The organism is Helicobacter pylori (genome assembly GCF_006439795.1).
Taxonomy (GTDB): domain Bacteria; phylum Campylobacterota; class Campylobacteria; order Campylobacterales; family Helicobacteraceae; genus Helicobacter; species Helicobacter pylori_CR.
In genome coordinates this window covers 48,237-69,298 of sequence record NZ_VEYL01000001.1, presented here as the reverse complement: position 1 = coordinate 69,298, position 21,062 = coordinate 48,237, and the positions used below count along the sequence as shown (strand labels likewise).

The window sequence follows — 21,062 nt, the reverse complement described above, 5'->3', positions numbered from 1 at the left end:
CCTACTTTCTAACTAATCTCGTTCTTTTAGGGGGGTATTATATTATAATAAGATAAATTTGATTAATAAGGATGCAGGCTTGCAAGAAATTAAGTTGGATATTTATGCCACTTTGGTGTGCATGGTTTTAGTGCTGCTTTTGGGGCGTTATGTGATTTCTAAAGTCAAGTTTTTGCGAGATTATGATATTCCAGAGCCTGTTGTGGGCGGGGTCTTAGTCGCTTTTTTTATCATGTTAGTGCGTCAGTTTTATAATTTTGGCTTGCAATTTGATTCTTCTTTAAAAGATCCTTTAATGCTGACTTTTTTTATCACCATTGGTTTGAGCGCGGATTTCAAATCTTTACAAAAAGGCGGCAAAATGCTTGCGGTCTTTTTGCTGGCTGTGGCGGGGTTTGTGGTGTGCCAAAATGTGGTGGGGATTTCTATCGCTAGCCTTTTAGGGGTCAATCCTTTAATGGGGCTTTTGGGGGGATCTATTGCTTTAGTGGGAGGGCATGGCACTAGCGCGGCATGGGCTAATTTTTTCACCCAAGCACCTTATCATTTTAGCTCTAGCTTAGAAGTGGGCATGGCGTGCGCGACTTTTGGCTTGGTGAGTGGGGGGATTATTGGAGGGCCTGTCGCTAAATATTTGATTTCTAAATACAAACTAGAGCCTAAAGACACTAAAGAAAAAGACACTTTAGAGGGCGTGGTGTCTAAAGGCTTTGAAACCCCCAAAGAGCAGCGCCTGATCACCGCATCCAGTTTTGTAGAAACTTTAGCTTTGATTGCGATCGCTTTATTAGTGGGGACTTTTTTATCGCATCTGATGCCTAAAAGTTTCACTTTGCCGACTTTTGTGTGGTGCTTGTTTGTGGGGGTTATTTTAAGAAACGCCTTGTCGTTTTTTAAGATCCATAGCGTGTTTGACAGAGAGGTTTCAGTCATAGGGAATGTGAGTTTGAGTCTGTTTTTAGCCTACGCTTTAATGAGCGTGAATTTATTGGAATTGTTAAAACTCGCTGTGCCATTAGCGGTTATTTTGAGCGTTCAAGTGGCGGTTATGATCCTTTATGTGGTGCTTGTAACCTTTAGGGTATGTGGGAAGGATTATGATGCGGCGGTGTTGTGCGCGGGGCATTGCGGTTTTGGGCTTGGAGCGACCCCAACGGCTATGGTGAATATGCAAACCATCACCAACCACTATGGGCCATCGCATGTAGCGTTTATCGTCGTGCCTTTAGTGGGAGCGTTTTTTGTTGATATTATTAACGCTTTAGCGATTAAAGGCTTTTTGCTTTTGCCTTTTTTCCCGTCATGAGACTTTATGAAAGTTTATTAGAAATTTGCTTGAATAAGGCGTGGGAATATCAAACCCTAGCCTTAGAAAACCCAAGCGTGGCTTGCATGGTGCTAGATAAAAACCATGAGATCTTGAGTTTAGAAACCCACAAAAAATCCAAAACCCCGCATGCAGAAGTCTTGGCTGCTAAATCGGCGTTAAAGATTTTACGCCCCCATTTAAAAAACGATTTAGAAAAATTAGAAGACCCTAAAATTTTAAGCGATTTTTTAAAAACGCGCCACGATAACGCCTTTAAAGACTGCGTTTTTTTAATCACTTTAGAGCCATGCAATTCTTATGGCAAAACCCCGGCGTGCAGCGGGTTGTTAGAAATTTTAAAGCCTAAAAGAGTGATCATTGCCACAGAAGAAAACGAAGCCAAAAAAGGGGGGTTAGCAAGGCTACAAAAGGCTCATATTGAAACAATAATTTGTCATAATTTAGAAAACAAGGCTAAAAATTTGCTCTTGCCTTTTAGGATAATGGAACAAAAGGGGCGTTTTAATTTGTTCAAACTCGCTTTAAGGATGAATGGGGATTATTACCATGGCAAGATCACCGGGCAAAAAAGCGTGATTTTCACGCACAACCAGCGAGCGGTATGCGACACGCTCATCATTTCTGGGAAAACCATAAGAACGGACAACCCCTTATTAGACGCTCGCTTTTGCGATAGCTTTTATCACAATAAAAACCCCAATATCGCTATTTTATCCAAACGCTCAATTAGCCCCCATTCAAAAGTTTTTTCGGTGCCTAATCGTTTGGTTAATATTTTCAACAACCCTAAAGATTTACCCCTAGAGAAAGGGTTTAATTTCATTGAAGGGGGGTGGGGGTTGTTTGAGGGTTTGAGGGACAAAATAGATGTATTGCTTTTGCATTCGCATGCGTCTATAATCAGCGAAGCGTTTAATACGCTCGCTTTAAAAACCCCTTTTAAGGGGCGGTTGTTGCATGCGCAAATCTTAGAAAATGAAGCCCTTTTATGGATAGAAAACTCTTAAGATTATACCAGCCCTTAAACGCTTATTCTTACAATAGCGATTCGCTTTTTTTATACGATTTTTCACGCCCTTTTATCAAAAATAGCGGCGCGATTTTGGACATAGGCTCAGGGTGTGGGGTTCTAGGCTTGCTCTGCGCTAGAGACAACCCGCTAGCGAGCGTTCATTTAGTGGAAAAGGATAGCAAAATGGCGTTTTGCTCCCAAAAAAACGCCCTCAAATTCCCTAACGCTCAAGTGTTTGAGAGCGATTTTTTAGATTTCAACCCTCCGATTTTGTATGATGCGATTGTGTGCAACCCTCCTTTTTATGCTTTAGGCTCTATTAAATCTCAAATTAAGGGGCATGCGAGGCACCAGAGCGAATTAGACTTCGCTTCTTTAGCGGCTAAAGTGAAAAAATGCCTGAAACCTAAAGGGTATTTTATTTTTTGCTATGAAGCCTTGTCGCTTTGCTTGGTGGTAGAAAGCTTAAAAAACGCTAAACTCACGCTAGAGGCTTTAAGGTTTGTCCAAAGTTTTAAAGACAAAAACGCCCATTTGATGCTTGGAGCGGCCAGGAATAATTCCAAAAGCACCCTAAAAGTTCTGCCCCCTTTAATCACACACCATTCCAAAAACCAAAGCGACAACACCAAAGAAGTTTTAAGCATCTATCAAACTTGTAACACCTATTCTATCAAAACGCTTCTCAATTAGCGCCCTTAAATTAAGGATTAAAAATGAAATGTTCGCATTGCCAGTTGGAGTTTAAAGAAAGTGAGCTTTTTAAAGAGGTGATCCATCATAAGGAATTGTATTTTTGCTGCGCAGGGTGCGCTAGGGTGTATGCGTTATTAACAGATTTGAATTTAGAGAGCTTTTATGACAAATTAAACGATTCCACTTTAGCCCCCGTAACGCCCCAAGATTCAATGAGCGCTTTGGAATTAGAACAAGCCCTTGAAGAAAACAATAAGGGCGAATTAATCCTTAATCTTTTGCTAGAAAAAACGCATTGCAACGCTTGCTTGTGGCTCAATCAAAAGGTTTTAGAGCGCTTAAAGGGGGTTAAAAAAGTGAGCGTGAATTTCACCACCCACCACTTGCAAATCGTGTTTGAGAAGTCCTTAAACCCTAAAGAGATTATTCAAAAAATTGAGAGTTTGGGCTATGGGGCTAAAATTTATAACGCAAAAAATTACGCTCTGAAAGCCCAAAAAGAGCAGCGTTCCTACTTGATCACTTTAAGCGTGGGGTTTTTTGCCACCATGAATTTGATGTTTATTGCCATTGCCAAATACGCAAGCTATGGTAGCGCGAGTTATGGCGGTGCGGGTTATGGTAGCGGCATGGATAAACTCATGCAAAGGAATTTGGATCTCGTATCGCTCTTTTTAAGCTTGTTGGTGCTAGTGGTGGTGGGGCGTTTTTTCATTAAGGGGGCGTTTTATGGGCTAAAAAATGGCGTTTTGGGCATGGATTTGAGCGTGTCTTTTGGGGCGTTATCGGCGTTTGTTTATTCTATTTATGCCATGTTGGTGTCTCAAGAAACTTATTTTGAAGCGAGCAGCACGATTTTAACGCTTGTTTTTGGCTCTAAGTTTTTGGAATTAAAGGCCAGATTGTTTGCGAATGAAAAATGTCTGGCCCTAGAATCGCATGAGATCCATAGCGTGATTGTTGTAGAAAATGGCAAGCAGATAGAAAAACACCCTAAAGATGTGGCGATAGGCTCTGTTGTTTGGGTGCCAAGCGGGGCTAAAATCGCACTAGATGGCGTGCTTTTAAATAACGCGAGCGTGGATGCGTCTTTGATCAGCGGGGAGTTTAAGCCTTTGGAATTGGGGGTTAATGAGCCAATTTTAGGGGGTTATGTGAATGTGGGCGTGCCTTTTAGCTATCAAGTGAGCGCTAATTTTCAAAACTCACGCCTTTCTGGTTTGTTAGAAACTTTAAAAAAGAGTTTCTTAGAAAAGCCCTTAATTGAGAGCAGCGCGAATAAAATTGCGGATATTTTTTCTAAAGCGGTGTTGTTTTTAGCCTTTGTAAGCTTTTTATTATGGCAATTTGGTTTGGGAGGTAATTTTGAAAAAGCCTTAATGGTGTGTATTAGCGTGTTAGTCATAAGCTGCCCTTGCGCGTTCGCTCTAGCCACGCCCATTGCGCTAGTGATAGGGGTGTTTAAAAACCCTTTGATCGTGTTTAAAGAAGCGTTGTTTTTAGAAACTCTGGCTAAAGTGAAAAAAATCTTTATAGACAAAACCGGCACCCTCACGCAAAAAGAAGTCCTTTTAAAAGAAAAAATCATTCATGAAGAATTTGATGAAAGGCTTTTAAAGAGCCTTTTAAAAACCAGGGAGCATTTAGCCCATAGCGCGATTTTTAAATCATTACATGGCGATGAGGTTAGTTTAGAAAAGATAGAGTTTTTCGCTCATGGCTTAAAAGCGAGCTATCAAAACGAAACCCTGTTAGTGGGGAGTTTGAAATTTTTAAAATCCATGGGGGTTGGTATAAAGACTAAAGAGAGTGCTAATATCATGGTAGGCTTTGCGAAAAACAAGACCTTATGCGCGTTATTCATTTTAGAAGAGCGTTTGAAAGCTAACGCTAAAGAAGTCATTCAGGCTTTACAAAATCAAGGCTTAGAATTAGAAATTTTAAGCGGGGATAATGAAAGCTCGGTTAAGGAGTGCGCGAAAAAATTAGGGATTTCTAAATATCATGCCCATTTGACCCCTGAAGATAAGGCTCAAATCGTCAGCTCTTATCAGGGCGTGTGTGCAATGGTAGGCGATGGCAATAATGACGTGCTGGCCTTAAAACAAGCGAGCGTTTCTTTAGGGTTTGAAAAAAGCGCTTTGAGTAAAAGCGCATGCGATATTTTGCTTTTAGAAGAGGATTTGAGTTTGCTAGAAAAAGCGTTTCATAACGCTCAAAAAGTCTATCAAGTGGTATTGCAAAACATTGTTTTGAGCTTGATTTATAACGCTATTTTAATCCCAGTCGCTATGCTAGGATACATCAACCCTTTAATAGCGAGTTTGAGCATGAGTGCTAGCTCGCTCTTAGTGGTTTTAAATTCTTTGAGGTTGAAGCGAACTTAAACAAACCACATCGTTTTAGCTAAAATGGCGATTAAAAAGCCAAAAGTTAGAGCGATAGGGTGGATATATTTACCAATAGGGTTTTTCTTACCCAAAAACTTACACGATAAAGAAAAAAGCACCAAAAGAAAAATGCTTAACGCTAAGATCACTTTAAGCATGAGTATCTTTTGAAAAGGGGTTTCACACCAGCCTTTATCGCCCCCCATGTATTGACTAAGCATCATGCCCCCTGTTAAAACAAGCCCTAAAACGCATAAGGGCATGATTTTGATCGCTCTTTGAGTGATTCCTGCATTTGCTTTATTGGCAAACTCTTCGCCAAACATTTTCTTCACATTGGGGAAAATTACCCCATCAAAAAACAAGTAGCCAATAAAAATAATGGCGCACAATAAATGAACAACCAACACATAAGGATAAATCGCATCCATTTAAAATCCTTTATTCATGGGAAAATTAAAGAGTTTTTAATCTACTATAAAAGGATTTTATTGTCAAGTATCCCACTATTATGGGAATTTTAGGGGTGGTTTTTGTTTGACTTTTAAGATTGCAATTAGCTATAATAAAATAATTAAAAAAGTAACACTTAAGCGGAGACTCTAGAGAGTGATGCTCAATTTTATGACAAAGAAGAAAAATAGAATGCAAGATTGCAAAATGGTTTGTAAAAATTTTAATCGTAAGGAATCTGTTTTGATAGCTCAATCTTTAGATATTTCTAAAAAAGGTTCGGTGATTTTAGGCGCTCTTTTGAGTTCGTTATGGCTGACAAACCCTTTAAATGCCCATGAAAAGAATGGCGCGTTTGTGGGGATCAGCTTGGAAGTGGGTAGGGCTGATCAAAAGACAAACGCTTATAAAAACGGCGAGTTGTTTCAAGTGCCTTTTGGAGATGTTTCGGCTAATGATGATGGCAAAGTTCCTGACGGGCAGACCGGTGGCTGTCAGCCAGCTTCAGGGACGCCAGGAACGCCAGGCTATACTAAAGCTAACTGCGTGGTCAATTGGACTTCGCGCACCATGCTTAGCACCAATAAAAACATTCCTGGCCGTAACCAGCCGATGTATGGGCTAGGCGTGATGACAGGCTATAAGCATTTTATCGGTAAAAAAAGGTGGTTTGGGTTGCGCTATTACGGCTTTTTTGATTATGGGCATACCAATTTCTCTAACTCCAGGGCTGCTAACGCTATATCGCCTTTTTATTTGAGCGATCAAAAAGCAGACATGTATACTTATGGTTTTGGCACAGACATGCTTTTTAACATTATAGATAAGCCTAAAGCCACGGCCGGGTTTTTTGTGGGCGTGAATTTTGCGGGTAACACTTGGACTAATAATCGTGTGGGGTATTTTAAAGACGGGTATGTTTATGGCGTCAATACCGATGCTGACGCTTACATGACTAACGCTGATGGCACGATCACATGCGGGGACACGACACCGGCGAGTTGCAATGTGGGGATTAACCCTAATAGCGTCTATACCACAGGAAAATTAAACGCTAAAGTGAATCACACGATTTTCCAATTTTTAGTGAATGTGGGCATTAGGACTAATATTTTTGAACACCATGGCATTGAGTTTGGCATCAAAATCCCCACGCTCCCTAATTACTTTTTCAAAGGCTCTACCACTATTAAAGAGCAAAGCCAAGGTCCGCTAAAAGACGGCAAACCAACCACTATCACCGGAGCAGAAACCAATTTCAGCTTAACCCAAACCTTACGCCGTCAGTATTCTATGTATTTGCGCTATGTTTATACTTTTTAAGTTTGGTAGGGTTTTTAGACAAGGCTTAGGACAAGGCTTGGATATGGAAAGCTTGATGCTTTAAGCTTTCAAATGGTCATTGATCTGTAGCCATTCTGCACTATTTTCTACTTTTTTGATAAAATCATTAATAGCATAACAACATATATTAATATTGTCTTTGAATTGGGCAAATTCCGCATATTCTTTGGCATCATCATGGATATTTGGAGCTACAAAAACACTAAATTTTTCTCTAATATCAGTGCTATTTTTAATCAATTCTTTTAAATGTCTGGCAATAGGTATCATTTCCAAGGTACTTTGACTTCTATCTCTAATCAAGCTCACTTCTATATAACTTTGGGTTTTTGTGTCCATGGCTACAATATCAGGTTTATTACCGCTTGCTGTGTATACGGGCAAGCCTTCATCATCGCTTTTATAATTGGGTATCACGCTTAAATTTCCAAAATGTTGTTTCAAGAAAATAGCGCTTAAAAATTCCAAGCGTAAAGGTTTATCAATGAGTCTTAAGAAACTATCTTTTGATTCTTGCTTGTTGCAAGTAATGAGTAATTCTTGCTTGATAAAATCTTTAGTATAAGTGGTTGCTAGTTCATTCAATTTGCTTGATTTAACGCTCTCATCAGCACTGATTGGAGCAACACTAACAAGAAAGCTATCCACGATTGACATGTAGTTAAAAAAAGCGAGTTTGTTAGCTTGAGTGTCGTTTAAATAATCCCCTTTAAAAGCCTTATGAGTTTGTAAAATGTAATCTATTTTATTATTTTCATTAGTATTAATATCAATAAACCTACCATTACCACGCAATGAAATAAGTCCTGTAATACGCATTTTTCTAATGTATTCATCAACGGCTTCGTTAGTGATTTGGCTCATTTTAAATCGTGTTTTATTAACACTTTCTAAAAGATTTAGGCATTTTTCATAGATAAATTCATCTGAGTAGCTGAATTCTGTCTTATTGATAGTAACAATTTCTTGTCTTAAATGAATAATGTAGTCATAAAGCCCATTGGCGTTATCATCTTTCCAACAAAGTAAAATAGGGATTTCTTTGACAGATAGGGGAGTTAGATTGGCATTTTTGAGTCGTTTTAAAAGCGAGAGTAATAGTTTGAAGGGGTTGTTATGGTTTAAATTCTTTTTATAGGGGTTTCCTACTTCATATTTAGACAGAGCGTTTAAAAATATAGCCCCAACTACGCTTTCATCAACGCTTTCTTTAAAAGTATCGTTTTCTTTATCATAATAAGCAAGAATAAGCATCTTAGCGCTATCGCTGATGAGTATTTTCTCACATTTTGCATAATAGCAAAAACCAAACTCACACATAAGCTTATACCAAGTGTCAAACCGACTTTCCCATCCATGCTCAAAGCCCATTTCTTTATGTTGTTGTGGGGATATTTCTATAATGCGTTCTAATTCTTCATTGCTAAAGGTATATTTATTGGAGTCAAATTTTTCTTTCAATTCTTTATTTTGATTGATAGAAGTAGGTCTATAAAGCCTATGAGCCAAAACGGATTTGATAATTTGCATGATTGTTGAAGATTTAAGGATCTGATTTTCAAACTTTCCTAAAACAGCTAAAAATTGTCCTATTCTTTTAGGGTTTCGCATAGTGGTTGAAAAGCTTAAAATTTTTCGTGCCGGTTTTTTAGTCATAATAATTACCTATAATTAGTTACAAAGATTTCTTGACTATCTTCTTTAATAGTATTGTCATTATAACTGATATAATTACTTTTGATATTAAAAATATAATATTTTTTAGCCCATTCTTTTAAAATAAAATTGGTCTCTCCCTTGTGATAAACAAGATTAGTTATACCAAATAAAACTCCCTTTTTATCTAGGCTATCTAAAACGCCATATAAGGCTATCTCATTATCGCTATTCCATAACTTGTTGTATTCACTATTGGAGATTAAATAAGGGGGGTCAAAATAAACATAATCATCTTTTAAATAGGTAGTATGGTTAAGAAAATCAATATAATCATCATTGTGAAAAATAATGGTGTTTTGCTGTATAAAATCTATGTAGTTTTTTAGGGCATTATAAACATTTTCATTGAAATCCACATTACCCACAGGCAAATTAAAAAGCCCTTTAGAATTAAATCTAATCATGTGATTAAACCCATAAATTAAAAGTAAATATAAATAGAGCATGTTGTTTTGATTGGAGTTAAAATCAGCCCTTAGTTTTTCATAAGCTATTTTATTGTATTTAGCGTAGTAAGTTTTTAAATATTGTTTTTTTAATTCATCAGGAGCTGTAATCCCCTTAAAAGAGAAAGACAAGCCATAATGAATGATGATTTTAGACAATTCATCAAAAAGCTCACAAGCGTTGAACTTGCTTAAAGTTTTATGTAAATTGATAATATTAGTATCTATGTCGTTAGCTAAGTATCTTTTAGCCTTAGTGTTTAAAAACACGCTACCCCCACCCACAAAAGGCTCAATAAATTGATTAATGTTATTGGGGAATAGCTTATTGAGTTGTGGCATAAGTTTATATTTATCCCCCACATAGAAAAAGGGAGAACGAATACCTTTTTTCAAGGTTTCACTTCCACTATAAATAAAAATTCTTTATGCTCTTTAAAATCAGTTTTTCCTGAATTAAAAAAACCATGAGCCTTTTCTTTAACACTTAATTTTCCTTTTTGACTTAAAATTTCCACTAAATCTTTAAAGCCTATTTTATTTTGCGAAGAGCTAGACTTAGAATTATAGGTATTATTATAAGTTAAAGCAATCCTTTTACAATCTAGTTTTTCAATTAAATCGCTCAATTCTTTCTTGGCATTAGAGCGACAATATTCGCTCATGTTCTCGCATAATGGCTTTAAAGCTGTTCCATAGAGTTTGGGTTTTTTCCACTGCACTAGGTTTTCATAGAGATGATAAAACCGGCTGTATTGCCTTGAATTGTATGGAGGGTCAATAAAGACTAAGTCCATTTTTAAGGTTTTAGCCAATTCGTTAGCGTTTTTTCTCTCTATCATGATATTTTTATCATGCTTTATAGGGTTAATAAGCTCAAAAATAAATCTATCTTGCAAAATCTCTTTTTTCCTATAAGCTTCATAATGCCCCACCGTGTTAGCTATCTTATCCATTGAATAAATCAAGCTTGTTAATAAAATATCTTTGTTTAATTTATCTAAATTCAAGCTTTCTATATGCTCTCTAATGCTACCGATTTTGACACAATCTTTATAGCTGAAAAATTTGCCGCTAAAATGTTGGCTAAAATAATTTTCTTCTAGCTTTAAAGCTTGAGTATAATATTCTCTCAGCTCTTCAAGCACCTTAAAATCAGCGTCTTGCCCCATAAAAAAAGCATGATAAATGATTTCATTAGAAAATAAAATATCATTTATAATAATGTTTTTAATGTTAGGAATAGTGGCAAATTGACCAGCCACTACCCCACTTCCGGCAAAAATATCGCACACGCTTTTGATATTATTTAATTTTAAACTCCCAAATACCCACTCCATAAGCTTGGTTTTTGAGCCGATATACCGGCGGTTTTTTAGATTAAATTTTTCCATTAGCCACCTTTAAACTAAGAGAATAAAACCACTTAGTAACATATAAGATTAAAAAATCACAATCTCTTATTAAGCTTTTTAAAATACCAAAGACTAAGAGATAAGAATACAAAAAAGGGCGATAGCACGCCTATTTCAGGAATGAGTATCCCTGAAATGCTGAACTTCCCTAAAGCAAAGAATAGCCCCCAAACAACGAGCGTGATAATGATAAACTTTAGCCCTAAAAGAGCCAGGTTTTCATAGCGGGCGAGACTGGGCGAAAAATAAGCGATTAAAACGCTTAAAAACGGCACAAAAAAGGGCAAAATCGCAAACACATACAAAAACGAGCGCACTTTTTTCGTGTCTGCGTTTTGGCGCACTAAAGCATGCAAGGATAAAAGAGCGTCTGTGATAGAAACCGCGGGCTTGTTTTGATAAATGGTGTCTAAAACTTTAGGGCGGAAATTTTTGAGCGTTTTAAAGGTTTTTAAACGCGTGGTGCTTAAAGCGTTGTTGCCTAGTTCAAAACTTAAGGGCATCTCATAGATAGTGGTGTCATGCAAGATCCAATACTTGTCTTCAAAAAAAGCTTCTTTAGCTTCAGCGTAAGATTCTAAAGTCTTATCTTTTAGGCGAAAAACCTTGATATTTTGGGCTTTTTGTAATAAGGGATTAATCTTATCAAAATACACATAATCATCGTTATATTTCACTAACAAATGCTCTGAGACGCTCAAAGAATTGTCTTTATAGATCAAATTTTGCGTTTTTTCTTCCATATACACAAAAGGAGTGGCGTTCAACCCCACATAAACAGCCGTGAAAAACAAGCTAATCAAAAAAATAGGGCTTAAAACCTGGCATTTGGAAAAGCCAATGGAGAGCAGGGCGGTGTATTGGTTGGATTTAATGAAGGTGATGTAAAATAAAACCATCGCCAAAAGCAAGGAAATGGGCAAGGTGTAATTGAGGGCGAATAAAATATCATAGGTGAAAAATAAAATGATCATGTTCGCAGAATCGGGCATTTTGTCGGCGTATTTCAGGCTGTCAATGCCTACAAAAAACAATTCCAAAGCCAAAAGCACGATTAAAAAGTATTTGAAATAATACCACCCCACAAATCTAAACAAACGCACTTTAAACCCCTATTCAAACCATGATAAAAACTTAAAATTTTGGATAGAGTGCATCTAATTTTCTATTTGTAAAGGTTTTTTAAGCGTGAAACGATTTTGCATGGCGTTAAAATCATGGCTTTCTATAAAAAATTTTAGGGCGTTTTTGGCATGTTCAAACGCAGCGTTTTTTAAAGACTCTTCGTTTTTGTGGAATTTTGAAAGCACATGCTCAATCACGCCAATCCCTTTAGAAATCCCCACCCTCAAGCGATAATAAGAATTAGAACACAATAAATCAATGGATTTTAGGCCGTTATGCCCTCCATTCCCCCCACCATTTTTAAACCTCACAACGCCTAAAGGTAAATCCAAGTCGTCATGGACAATTAAAAGCTCTTTAATTTTGTAAAAATTTTTAGCGCTTAAAACGCTCTCGCCGCTTAAATTCATGTAAGTTTGGGGCTTGAGTAAGATAAAATCCTTATAAACGCACAAACAAGCGTTGTGTTTGGGAGAAAAAGTGAAAGAAAGATCCAATTCGCTAACGAGCGAATCTAAAATATCAAAACCAGCGTTGTGTCTGGTGTGAGCGTAACGCAAAGTAGGGTTGCCTAAACCCACTAAAAGCGTCATCACCTGAAATCACTTCGCTTTAATCACACCGATCACAGCGATAGAATCATGATCTAAGATCTTAACATTCTCGTGTTTTTCTAAATCGCGCACCAAAATAGACTCATTCACATCTAAAGGGGCCACATCCACTAAATAGTGATCGGGCAAATGCTCTGGAGCGCATTCCACACTAATACGCTTTTTAGAGAGCATTAAAATCCCTTTATTTTTCAAGCCCACTGGAGTGCCTTGGTGTTTAACAGGGACTTTAAACTTAGACTTCACGCCTTTAGTAACAGCGAGTAAATCCACATGGATAAGCTCGTTAGTAACAGGGTTTTTTTGGTATTCTTGAACCACGACTTCAAAAGTCTTATCCCCTAATTTCACCGGAAAAATCAAATGCTTTTTTTCCTTAAGGTATTTAATGAAAGGGTTTAATTTGAACGCACAATTCACATTCTCAACGCCCTTTCCATAAACATTTGCGATTAGATAGCCATCTTTTTTTAAAGCTTTAGCGTTCGCTTTAGTAATACTCTCTCTAATAACGCCTTCTAACATGTCAATCCTTTAAAATAAAATAAGGGCTTATTCTATCCAAAAAACCCTTAAAAATCAAAAACTGCTTAAAAGCTTTTCAAAGGATTGTTTGAACGCTATCAAGCCTTCTTTAAGGAGTTTTTGAGCGGTGTTTTCTAAATCAATGTTGCACGCTTTTAATTCTTTTTTAAACGCTTCAATTTCTGTAACGCTTGAAGGGGTTTGATACTCGGTGTTTGGGTCAAGCAAATAAGCGTTTAAAGCCTCTAGAGGGGCTGTATTGATAGAGTTTTTAAAACACAGCGCTTTAATGTAATAATCTTTAACTAAAGCGTTGGATTTAACGCCGGTGGACGCAAAAAGGGTGCTTGTTAGCTTATTGGCATGCTGATTGATTTGATAATAGCACTCGGTAGCGTTGATAATCCCGCTTTGAGCTTGCAAATTTTGTGGTGCTAAAGGGTCTATTTCTTTGTCAAATCGTGAGACAAACACGCTAATGACCGCTCTTTTTTGCGCTTCTTTGGCTAAGATTTGAGCGATTTCACCGGCAATTTTAGGCGAAAAGACTAAAGTTACATTAACAGGAATAGAGGCTTTAGTTAAAGCGCTAATTACTTCAAGCCCGCTCTCGCTCGCCGGGACTTTAATCATCACATTAGGGCGGTTTAATGTTTTGAATAAGCGCTTGGCTTCATCAATGCTTTTAGGGGCATCATCTTCTAAAAAAGGGTCAATTTCTAGGCTAATGTAGCCATTGTTAGGGTCTTTTTCGTATAAAGGCATCAACGCGCTAGAGGCTTGTAAAATATCCTTTAGTGCTAAAGTTTCATAAATTTCTTTAGTTTTTTTGCCTTTGAGTTTAGCGATTTCATCTTTATAAAACGCGCTTTTTGTGATCGCTTCGCAAAACAAACTAGGGTTACTCGTCGCCCCGCAAATAGCCCCCTTATTAATGAGCTTTAAAAAGCTGTTTTCTAAAAAATCCCTTTCTATAAAATCGCACCACAAACTGAATTCTTGCATGTTTTATCCTTGTTTTAAATTGAGATAATAATCTCTAACGACTTCCTGGTCGCTAAAAAAAATCGTTTTGTCTTTAAAGATTTGAGTGTTTTCATCGCCCTTGCCTAAAATCAATAACACCTCATCGTCTTTTAAATTTTCTAAAGCGTTTAAAATGGCTTTTTTTCGGTCTTTTTCTACAATGACTTTAGAAGAATCATTGATGCCTTTTAAAATATCCTTGATAATGTCTTCTTCGTTTTCGCTTCTGGGGTTGTCTGAAGTTAAGATGATTTGATGCGCGTAACAACTCGCTATCGCTCCCATTCTAGGGCGCTTGGTTTTATCCCTATCGCCCCCTGCTCCAAAAAGAGCGGTGATTTTTTGATTTTTAAAGCTTTCAAAGACTTGTTGCATGCCGTCTGTGGTGTGGGCAAAATCCACGATGACCAAGGGTTTGGCATGCACCACTTCCAAACGCCCTTTCACCCCATAAAAGTTTTCTAATAACGGTGCGATCGCTTCTAGCGGTAATTGAGTGAGTAATTTGACCCCTAAAACGCCTGCTAAGATATTATAAAGGTTGTAACGCCCTAAAAGGGGGGAATGCATAAGGGCGATTTCTTTGAGATTAGGATCTCTTAAATCTTGTTGGTAGCATAAAGACGCGCTAATAGAGGGGGTGAGCGAAAAGGCTTGAATGTTCAAATGCGCTTTTTTATCCAGCGCGTAAGTGTGCGCATTAATGGGGTTAAAAAGGGCGTTTGTTTCATCTCTGTTGATCACTTTCAAGCCCTCATCTTTAAAAAAGCTGTTTTTAGCGTCCCTGTAATTTTCTATATTTTGATGGAAATCTAAATGATCGCTTGTGATATTAGTTAAGATTTTAAGGGCAAAATCAAGCCCAGCAACGCGCTTTTGGACAATCGCATGGGAACTCACTTCCATAATAAAGTATTCGCATTTTAAACGCACCGCTTCTTCTAAATCGCTATAAAGCTCTAAAAGAGTGGGCGTGGTCAAGCCCTTTTCTTTGATTCGTTTGTCGTTGATAAAAAACCCTCTTGTGCCTAAAAGAGCGGTCTTTTTATTCAAATCTAAGAGCAAGGAATACATCAAACTCGCTGTGGTCGTTTTACCATTAGTGCCAGTAATCCCTACAATTTTAATCTTAAAATCAAAGTAGTTTTTAAGCTCGTTAGAATCTAAAATAGCCAGGTTTTTTTCTGCAATTAAAGGAGAGTATTTTTCATTTAAAGGCGTTTTGACAAAAAGGATTTCTTTGGGGTTTTCTAAAACTTCATTCGTGTTATCGCTTAAAAAAGAATAGGCACGGTTGCGATAAGTCAGGGTTTTTTTAAGCTTCATTCTTTAAGCCTTATTGGATTTGAGAGCGTCTTCTAAAAGAGAACGCAAAAATTTATCGTAAATAAAAGAATCTTCATGCATGTTTTCAATGTAATTTATCGCTAATTCATAATAGCCATAATGGTTCAATTCTTTCAAAAATTCATAAAAATCCTCTTTATTGTCAAAAATCACCCTAGAGCTGAACATCAAATCTTCAAACGCTTCCTTAAAACCGCGCTCCAAGCTCAAGCGTTTGAAATCCGCATACAAAATGCCGTTCAACTCCTCGCCTTTTTGAGAAATTTGCGCATCAATCTTTTCAGTCATTTGGTTCAATCCCTCATCAAAAGAAGCGATCAAATTGATGATTTGCTCTTCAGCCTGGTTTTTCAAACTCCGTTTTTGCATAGCGATCAAGCTTTGATACAATTCATAAAAGCTATGGGCTTCTTTAGGGAAATCTTTAGCGATGTCGCTTAATAACGCCCCCACTTTGGCTTTTTGGTTGTCTTTATCCAAAAACAACACTTCAGAAAAAAGGCGTAACGCTTCAGCGTAATGGGCTTGCTTGAACGCTAAAAAGCCATCTTTAATCAACGCGCGCTTTTTAAATTCATAATCAAACTTTTGCATGCCTATAATCCTTAAAGCTTATCAAACTCCTTAGCGTTTTCTAAGCACACCACTTCTAAATTGGGGTGGATATCCATTTTAAGCTGCCTTTCAATGACATTTTTTAAAGTGATTTTACTGCTAGAGCAAGTCTTACACGCTCCCTCTAAAGCCACATAAATTTTCATGCTTTTCACCCCTAGCACTTCAATATTGCCGCCATCTTTGAGCAAGTAAGGGCGGATCTTTTCTATCACAATACGCACCGGTTTTTGTAAATCTTCATCGCTAAATTCTATCATTTTTAAAAACCTTATTTTTAAAATTTTACTTTAAGATACCATATAATGAGCCATTTTTATCAAACAACGCTTTTTAAGAGTGGCTCAAGGGCTAATTGGATAGAATAGAGCCACTATTAGAATAAGGTTTTGATGACGATATGGAAATTAAAAACATCAAAGAGTTTGAAAAAGCTTCCAAAAAACTCCAAAAAGACACTTTAAAGATCGCTCTCGCTCTTTTGTTTCTCATTGGCGCTGCTTTGCTCGCTCTCATTTTTGGGCAGGCTAATTCTAAGGGATTGTTGCTTATTTTTGCGGCTGTGATTGGGGGGTATATGGCGATGAATATTGGCGCGAACGATGTGTCTAATAATGTCGGCCCTGCCGTAGGCTCTAAAGCCATTAGCATGGGCGGGGCGATTTTGATCGCTGCAATTTGCGAAATGCTTGGAGCGATCATTGCCGGGGGGGAAGTGGTTTCTACGATTAAGGGCCGTATCGTTTCGCCTGAATTTATTAATGATGCGCATGTTTTCATTAATGTCATGTTAGCTAGCCTTTTGAGTGGGGCGTTGTGGTTGCATGTAGCGACTTTAATAGGCGCTCCCGTTTCCACTTCACACTCTGTAGTGGGGGGGATTATGGGGGCTGGAATGGCGGCAGCTGGAATGGCAGCTGTCAATTGGCATTTTTTATCAGGTATTGTGGCCAGTTGGGTGGTTTCGCCTTTAATGGGGGCTTTGATAGCCATGTTTTTTTTAATGCTCATTAAAAAGACTATCGCTTATAAAGAAGATAAAAAGAGCGCGGCTTTAAAGGTCGTGCCTTATTTGGTAGCGTTGATGAGCTTAACATTCAGCTGGTATTTGATTATTAAGGTTTTAAAACGCCTCTATGCACTGAATTTTGAAATCCAACTGGCTTGCGGCTGTATCCTTGCGCTTTTAATCTTTATCCTTTTTAAAAGATTTGTGTTAAAAAAAGCCCCACAATTAGAAAACAGCCATGAAAGCATTAATGAGCTTTTCAATGTCCCTTTGATTTTTGCCGCTGCGCTTTTAAGCTTTGCGCATGGGGCTAATGATGTGGCTAACGCTATAGGCCCCTTAGCGGCTATCAGTCAAACTTTAGAAGATGCAAATAGCCCCATAGGGAATACTTTAAGCTCTGTGCCGTTGTGGATTATGGTAGTAGGGGCAGCTGGGATTGCTTTAGGCTTGAGTTTGTATGGGCCAAAGCTCATTAAAACGGTGGGGTCAGAAATCACAGAATTAGACAAAATGCAAGCCTTTTGCATCGCGCTTTCTGCAGTCATCACCGTGCTTTTAGCCTCTCAATTAGGCTTGCCCGTAAGCTCTACGCATATTGTGGTGGGCGCGGTGTTTGGGGTGGGCTTTTTAAGAGAGCGCTTAAGAGAGCAATCAAGAAGGCGTTTTGCTAGGATCAGAGACAACATTGTAGCGGCGCACTTTGGGGAAGATTTAGAAGAAATTGAAGGCTTTTTAGAGCGCTTTGATAAAGCCAATTTGAAAGAAAAATCGCTCATGCTAGAGAGCTTGAAAAAAAGCAAAAACACCGCCATCGCTTTGGAGTTGAAAAAGAAAGAAAAAAAGTCGCTCAAAAAAGTGTATAAAGAAGAGGTGATCAAGCGTTCCATTTTAAAAAAGATTGTTACCGCTTGGCTTGTAACCGTGCCGGTTTCTGTGCTTTTGGGGGCGCTTCTGTTTGTGGCTCTTAGTTTTATAGAAAAGTATTTCTAGGGTTTTTAAAGGCTTGATTTTTAAAGTTAAGCTTAATCTTTTATGTTAAAATTCTGAGGTTTTATATTTATATTTTATCTTTATCGTTAGGTTTTAGGTTTAAAGTCATGGGGAGGAATCAAGGAGCTTATTTGGATCCGTCTGAATCGATTTTGATGTTGATGGTTGCTTTTTTATTGGTGCTGTTGAACGCTTTTTTTGTGCTTTCAGAGTTTGCCCTTGTGAAAGTGCGTAAAACCCGCTTAGAAGAGCTGGTTAAAATCGGTAATTCCAACGCTAAACTCGCTTTAAAGATGAGTCAAAGACTAGACACTTATTTGAGCGCAACGCAGTTAGGCATCACCCTTTCTTCATTAGCTTTAGGCTGGGTGGGTGAGCCCGCTATCGCAAAATTGTTAGCCGCGCTGTTTGAGTCTATGGATTTGAGAGAAAATCCTATTTTTATCCATTCAATGAGCGTGGTTATAGCGTTTTTAAGCATCACTTTTTTGCATGTCGTGCTAGGCGAGATTGTGCCAAAATCTTTAGCGATCGCTAAATCTGAAAAAGCCGCTCTTTTTGCCGCGCGCCCTTTGCATGTGTTTTGGGTGGTGTTTTACCCGGTGGTGCGCCTGTTTGATGTGATCGCTCATTTCTTTTTAAAAAAAGTGGGCATCAATCCTAAAGAACATGACGGCACGCATTCTGAAGAAGAGTTGAAAATCATTGTGGGCGAGAGTTTAAGAGAGGGCATTATTGATTCGGTGGAGGGCGAAATCATTAAAAACGCGGTGGATTTTTCTGACACGAGTGCTAAAGAAATCATGACCCCACGAAAAGACATGGTGTGTTTGGACGAAGAAAACAGCTATGAAGAAAATATAGACATTGTTTTAAAAAGCCGCTTCACGCGCTACCCTTATTGTAAGGGTTCTAAGGATAATATTATCGGCATGGTGCATATTAGAGACTTGCTTTCGCGCTCCATTTTCACCCCTAAAATGCATGATTTCAAGCAAATCGTTAGGAAAATGATCATCGTTCCTGAAAGCGCTTCCATTTCTCAAATCCTTATTAAAATGAAAAAAGAGCAGATCCATACCGCTTTGGTGATTGATGAATACGGCGGCACAGCCGGGTTGCTCACTATGGAAGACATTATTGAAGAGATCATGGGCGAGATTAGCGACGAATACGACTTAAAACAAGAGGGCGTGAACAAGCTTGAAGAGGGCGTGTTTGAATTAGAGGGCATGCTGGATTTAGAGAGCGTAGAAGAAGTGCTTCACATTGAGTTTGACAAAGAATGCGAGCAGGTAACGCTGGGGGGCTATGTTTTTAGCTTGTTAGAACGCATGCCTATGGAGGGCGATATAATCATTTCGCATGGGTATGCCTTTGAAGTTTTAAGCGTGGATGGGGCTAGGATAAAACGCTTAAAAGCGAGTAAAGAAAATAAGGATTAGGATAAAGGAATGAGCATGAAAAAAACAACCCTCTTTGTATTTAGCCTGTTATTCAATAGCTCTTTAAGTGCTGTTGATGGAGTTTCTAAAACCGATCTTTCTTCTTTGAGTATGGCTGAAGATAGCGCGCCTTTGGACCATCCTAACGCTCAAAAACTCTCTTTAAAAAACGCATGGACTAGAGTATTGTCTAACCATGAAGGCTTGCATGCGCAAGAATACGCCATTAAGCGAGCGAGCAAGATGAAATTAGCGGCTAAACTTTCTTTTTTGCCTCAAATTGATTTGAGCGCTTTTTATGTGTATCTCTCTAACCCTATTAAAATGGATTTTGCCAGCCAAAAACAACCGGGCGTTCAAAAAGCCACCAACCAGATCCATCAAGGCTTGCAAAACATTCAGCAAAATATCCCCCCTCAAGTATTAACCCCTCAAATCCAAGCAGGTATACAAGGGGTGATGCAAGGCTTTGGGGCTTTGAGCAGCACTTTAGAAGCCCCCTTATTGTTTTCTAAGCAAAATGTGGTGATTGGGGCTTTGAGCATTATTTATCCCCTTTATATGGGTGGGGCAAGATTCACGATGGTGCGCATTGCGGATTTGATGCAAAAAGACGCCAATGAAGTGTATCGTTTGAAAAAGCTTTCCACCTTTCAAGAGCTTGTGAGCGTGTATTATGGCATGGTGTTAAACGCAGAAGTGGCTGAAACTTTAGAAGAGGTGGAAAAAGGCCATTATAAGCATTTCCAAAACGCTTTGAAAATGCAAAAAGTAGGGCAAATCGCTAGGGTAGAAACCTTAGGCGCTCAAGTGGCTTATGATAAGGCCCATATCGCTAGCGTTAAGGCTAAAGATGTGTTAGAAGTTTCGCAGCTCTCGTTCAATTCCATTTTATCTAGCAAGGACGATCTAGCGCCTTCAAGCAAATTAGAGATCCACACCGAGAAAGATCTGCCCGATTTGAGCTTTTTTGTTTCTTCCACAATCAATTCCTACCCGGCTTTAAAGACTTTAGAAAATCAGGTTCAAATTTCTAAAGAAAACACGAAACTACAGATCGCTAAATTCTTGCCCCAAGTGAGTTTTTTTGGCTCTTATCTCATGAAACAAAACAATTCGGTGTTTGAAGACATGATCCCTAGTTGGTTTGTGGGCGTGGCCGGGCGTATGCCCATACTCTCCCCCACAGGGCGTATCCAAAAATACCAAGCGAGCAAATTAGCGGAGTTGCAAGCTAGTAGCGAGCAAATCCAAGCTAAAAAAAACATGGAATTGTTAGTGAATAAGACTTATAAAGAGACGCTTTCTTATTTGAAAGAATACAAAAGCTTGCTTTCTAGCGTGGAATTAGCCAAGGAAAACTTAAAACTCCAAGAGCAGGCTTTTTTACAAGGCTTAAGCACGAACGCTCAAGTCATTGATGCGAGGAACACGCTTTCTTCTATTATCGTGGAGCAAAAAAGCGTGGCTTATAAATACATTGTTTCATTAGCGAATTTAATGGCGTTAAGCGATCATATTGATTTATTTTATGAATTTGTTTATTAAAGGAAAAAAC

Annotated in this window: 19 protein-coding genes; 8 read left to right on the top strand and 11 right to left on the bottom strand. The window is 38.3% G+C overall.

The annotated features are described in order from the left end of the window. Window positions 1-79: 79 nt before the first annotated feature. Genes gltS through FIM66_RS00325 form a run of 4 tightly spaced genes read left to right on the top strand, consistent with a single transcriptional unit; the run spans window position 80 to window position 5,425 of the window. Window positions 80-1,306 (top strand): sodium/glutamate symporter, encoded by a 1,227-nt coding sequence (gene gltS, locus FIM66_RS00340; protein ID WP_140599770.1) that lies wholly within the window; start codon window positions 80-82, stop codon window positions 1,304-1,306. Continuing rightward, entirely contained in the window at window positions 1,303-2,337 is a 1,035-nt protein-coding gene (locus tag FIM66_RS00335) for a dihydrofolate reductase family protein (protein ID WP_140501611.1), read from the top strand. Before gltS ends, FIM66_RS00335 begins: the two co-directional genes overlap by 4 nt. Next, window positions 2,319-3,035: a tRNA1(Val) (adenine(37)-N6)-methyltransferase gene (locus FIM66_RS00330; protein ID WP_140599769.1), complete on the top strand. Its 717-nt coding sequence runs from the start codon at window positions 2,319-2,321 to the stop codon at window positions 3,033-3,035. The genes FIM66_RS00335 and FIM66_RS00330 overlap by 19 nt, the downstream gene beginning before the upstream one ends. 23 nt (window positions 3,036-3,058) lie before the next feature. Further along, a complete protein-coding gene (locus tag FIM66_RS00325; RefSeq protein WP_140599768.1) occupies window positions 3,059-5,425 on the top strand; it encodes a heavy metal translocating P-type ATPase in 2,367 nt (788 codons plus the stop codon). Here FIM66_RS00325 and FIM66_RS00320 read toward each other — a convergent pair. Further along, window positions 5,422-5,859 carry a CopD family copper resistance protein gene (locus FIM66_RS00320; protein WP_039092565.1) on the bottom strand — a complete coding sequence of 146 codons (438 nt, stop codon included), beginning with the start codon at window positions 5,857-5,859 and terminating at the stop codon, window positions 5,422-5,424. The two genes, FIM66_RS00325 and FIM66_RS00320, sit on opposite strands and share 4 nt — an antisense overlap. 181 nt (window positions 5,860-6,040) lie before the next feature. Here FIM66_RS00320 and FIM66_RS00315 point away from each other — a divergent pair, with 181 nt between their 5' ends. Further along, complete coding sequence (locus FIM66_RS00315; RefSeq protein WP_162967748.1) at window positions 6,041-7,204, top strand: outer membrane protein; 1,164 nt, start codon at window positions 6,041-6,043, stop codon at window positions 7,202-7,204. 60 nt (window positions 7,205-7,264) lie between these two features. On the opposite strand, the gene FIM66_RS00310 is transcribed toward FIM66_RS00315, so the two are convergent. The 10 genes from FIM66_RS00310 to FIM66_RS00265 are packed head-to-tail and all read right to left on the bottom strand — an operon-like array spanning window position 7,265 to window position 16,317. After that, complete coding sequence (locus FIM66_RS00310; RefSeq protein ID WP_140547822.1) at window positions 7,265-8,881, bottom strand: AlwI family type II restriction endonuclease; 1,617 nt, start codon at window positions 8,879-8,881, stop codon at window positions 7,265-7,267. Window positions 8,882-8,886: 5 nt separating this feature from the next. Then, window positions 8,887-9,732: a Dam family site-specific DNA-(adenine-N6)-methyltransferase gene (locus FIM66_RS00305; protein ID WP_238699330.1), complete on the bottom strand. Its 846-nt coding sequence runs from the start codon at window positions 9,730-9,732 to the stop codon at window positions 8,887-8,889. A 50-nt stretch (window positions 9,733-9,782) separates the two neighbouring features. After that, entirely contained in the window at window positions 9,783-10,784 is a 1,002-nt protein-coding gene (locus FIM66_RS00300; protein ID WP_140501623.1) for a DNA adenine methylase, read from the bottom strand. 56 nt (window positions 10,785-10,840) lie between these two features. Further along, window positions 10,841-11,908 carry an LptF/LptG family permease gene (locus tag FIM66_RS00295; RefSeq protein ID WP_140499058.1) on the bottom strand — a complete coding sequence of 356 codons (1,068 nt, stop codon included), beginning with the start codon at window positions 11,906-11,908 and terminating at the stop codon, window positions 10,841-10,843. 54 nt (window positions 11,909-11,962) lie between these two features. Beyond that, window positions 11,963-12,523: an aminoacyl-tRNA hydrolase gene (pth, locus tag FIM66_RS00290; protein WP_140489682.1), complete on the bottom strand. Its 561-nt coding sequence runs from the start codon at window positions 12,521-12,523 to the stop codon at window positions 11,963-11,965. 9 nt (window positions 12,524-12,532) lie between these two features. Next, entirely contained in the window at window positions 12,533-13,069 is a 537-nt protein-coding gene (locus tag FIM66_RS00285; protein ID WP_000889347.1) for a 50S ribosomal protein L25/general stress protein Ctc, read from the bottom strand. A gap of 54 nt (window positions 13,070-13,123) precedes the next feature. Next, entirely contained in the window at window positions 13,124-14,074 is a 951-nt protein-coding gene (tal, locus tag FIM66_RS00280; protein ID WP_140599767.1) for a transaldolase, read from the bottom strand. A gap of 3 nt (window positions 14,075-14,077) precedes the next feature. Beyond that, window positions 14,078-15,421, bottom strand: coding sequence for a UDP-N-acetylmuramoyl-L-alanyl-D-glutamate--2,6-diaminopimelate ligase (locus FIM66_RS00275; protein WP_140547824.1), 1,344 nt, complete (start codon window positions 15,419-15,421; stop codon window positions 14,078-14,080). Between the two features lie 3 nt (window positions 15,422-15,424). Then, a complete protein-coding gene (locus tag FIM66_RS00270; RefSeq protein ID WP_001168590.1) occupies window positions 15,425-16,036 on the bottom strand; it encodes a hypothetical protein in 612 nt (203 codons plus the stop codon). A gap of 11 nt (window positions 16,037-16,047) precedes the next feature. Continuing rightward, window positions 16,048-16,317, bottom strand: coding sequence for a NifU family protein (locus FIM66_RS00265; protein ID WP_000569296.1), 270 nt, complete (start codon window positions 16,315-16,317; stop codon window positions 16,048-16,050). Window positions 16,318-16,457: 140 nt separating this feature from the next. Here FIM66_RS00265 and FIM66_RS00260 point away from each other — a divergent pair, with 140 nt between their 5' ends. The 3 genes from FIM66_RS00260 (at window position 16,458) to FIM66_RS00250 (ending at window position 21,052) form a co-directional block, all read left to right on the top strand. Beyond that, the gene (locus tag FIM66_RS00260; protein WP_140599766.1) at window positions 16,458-18,059 is read left to right on the top strand and encodes an inorganic phosphate transporter; all 1,602 of its coding nucleotides are present in this window, start codon (window positions 16,458-16,460) and stop codon (window positions 18,057-18,059) included. A gap of 107 nt (window positions 18,060-18,166) precedes the next feature. Continuing rightward, entirely contained in the window at window positions 18,167-19,504 is a 1,338-nt protein-coding gene (locus FIM66_RS00255) for a hemolysin family protein (RefSeq protein WP_121037521.1), read from the top strand. A gap of 15 nt (window positions 19,505-19,519) precedes the next feature. After that, complete coding sequence (locus tag FIM66_RS00250) at window positions 19,520-21,052, top strand: TolC family protein (protein WP_140477904.1); 1,533 nt, start codon at window positions 19,520-19,522, stop codon at window positions 21,050-21,052. Window positions 21,053-21,062: the final 10 nt, after the last annotated feature.

Coding starts and splice junctions, on each gene's coding strand:
- FIM66_RS00335 (WP_140501611.1), top strand. CDS start 1,303: ATGAGACTTTATGAAAGTTTATTAGAAATTTGCTTGAATAAGGCGTGG.
- FIM66_RS00330 (WP_140599769.1), top strand. CDS start 2,319: ATGGATAGAAAACTCTTAAGATTATACCAGCCCTTAAACGCTTATTCT.
- FIM66_RS00325 (WP_140599768.1), top strand. CDS start 3,059: ATGAAATGTTCGCATTGCCAGTTGGAGTTTAAAGAAAGTGAGCTTTTT.
- FIM66_RS00320 (WP_039092565.1), bottom strand. CDS start 5,859: ATGGATGCGATTTATCCTTATGTGTTGGTTGTTCATTTATTGTGCGCC.
- FIM66_RS00315 (WP_162967748.1), top strand. CDS start 6,041: ATGCTCAATTTTATGACAAAGAAGAAAAATAGAATGCAAGATTGCAAA.
- FIM66_RS00310 (WP_140547822.1), bottom strand. CDS start 8,881: ATGACTAAAAAACCGGCACGAAAAATTTTAAGCTTTTCAACCACTATG.
- FIM66_RS00305 (WP_238699330.1), bottom strand. CDS start 9,732: ATGCCACAACTCAATAAGCTATTCCCCAATAACATTAATCAATTTATT.
- FIM66_RS00300 (WP_140501623.1), bottom strand. CDS start 10,784: ATGGAAAAATTTAATCTAAAAAACCGCCGGTATATCGGCTCAAAAACC.
- pth (WP_140489682.1), bottom strand. CDS start 12,523: ATGACGCTTTTAGTGGGTTTAGGCAACCCTACTTTGCGTTACGCTCAC.
- FIM66_RS00285 (WP_000889347.1), bottom strand. CDS start 13,069: ATGTTAGAAGGCGTTATTAGAGAGAGTATTACTAAAGCGAACGCTAAA.
- tal (WP_140599767.1), bottom strand. CDS start 14,074: ATGCAAGAATTCAGTTTGTGGTGCGATTTTATAGAAAGGGATTTTTTA.
- FIM66_RS00275 (WP_140547824.1), bottom strand. CDS start 15,421: ATGAAGCTTAAAAAAACCCTGACTTATCGCAACCGTGCCTATTCTTTT.
- FIM66_RS00270 (WP_001168590.1), bottom strand. CDS start 16,036: ATGCAAAAGTTTGATTATGAATTTAAAAAGCGCGCGTTGATTAAAGAT.
- FIM66_RS00265 (WP_000569296.1), bottom strand. CDS start 16,317: ATGATAGAATTTAGCGATGAAGATTTACAAAAACCGGTGCGTATTGTG.
- FIM66_RS00260 (WP_140599766.1), top strand. CDS start 16,458: ATGGAAATTAAAAACATCAAAGAGTTTGAAAAAGCTTCCAAAAAACTC.
- FIM66_RS00255 (WP_121037521.1), top strand. CDS start 18,167: ATGGGGAGGAATCAAGGAGCTTATTTGGATCCGTCTGAATCGATTTTG.
- FIM66_RS00250 (WP_140477904.1), top strand. CDS start 19,520: ATGAAAAAAACAACCCTCTTTGTATTTAGCCTGTTATTCAATAGCTCT.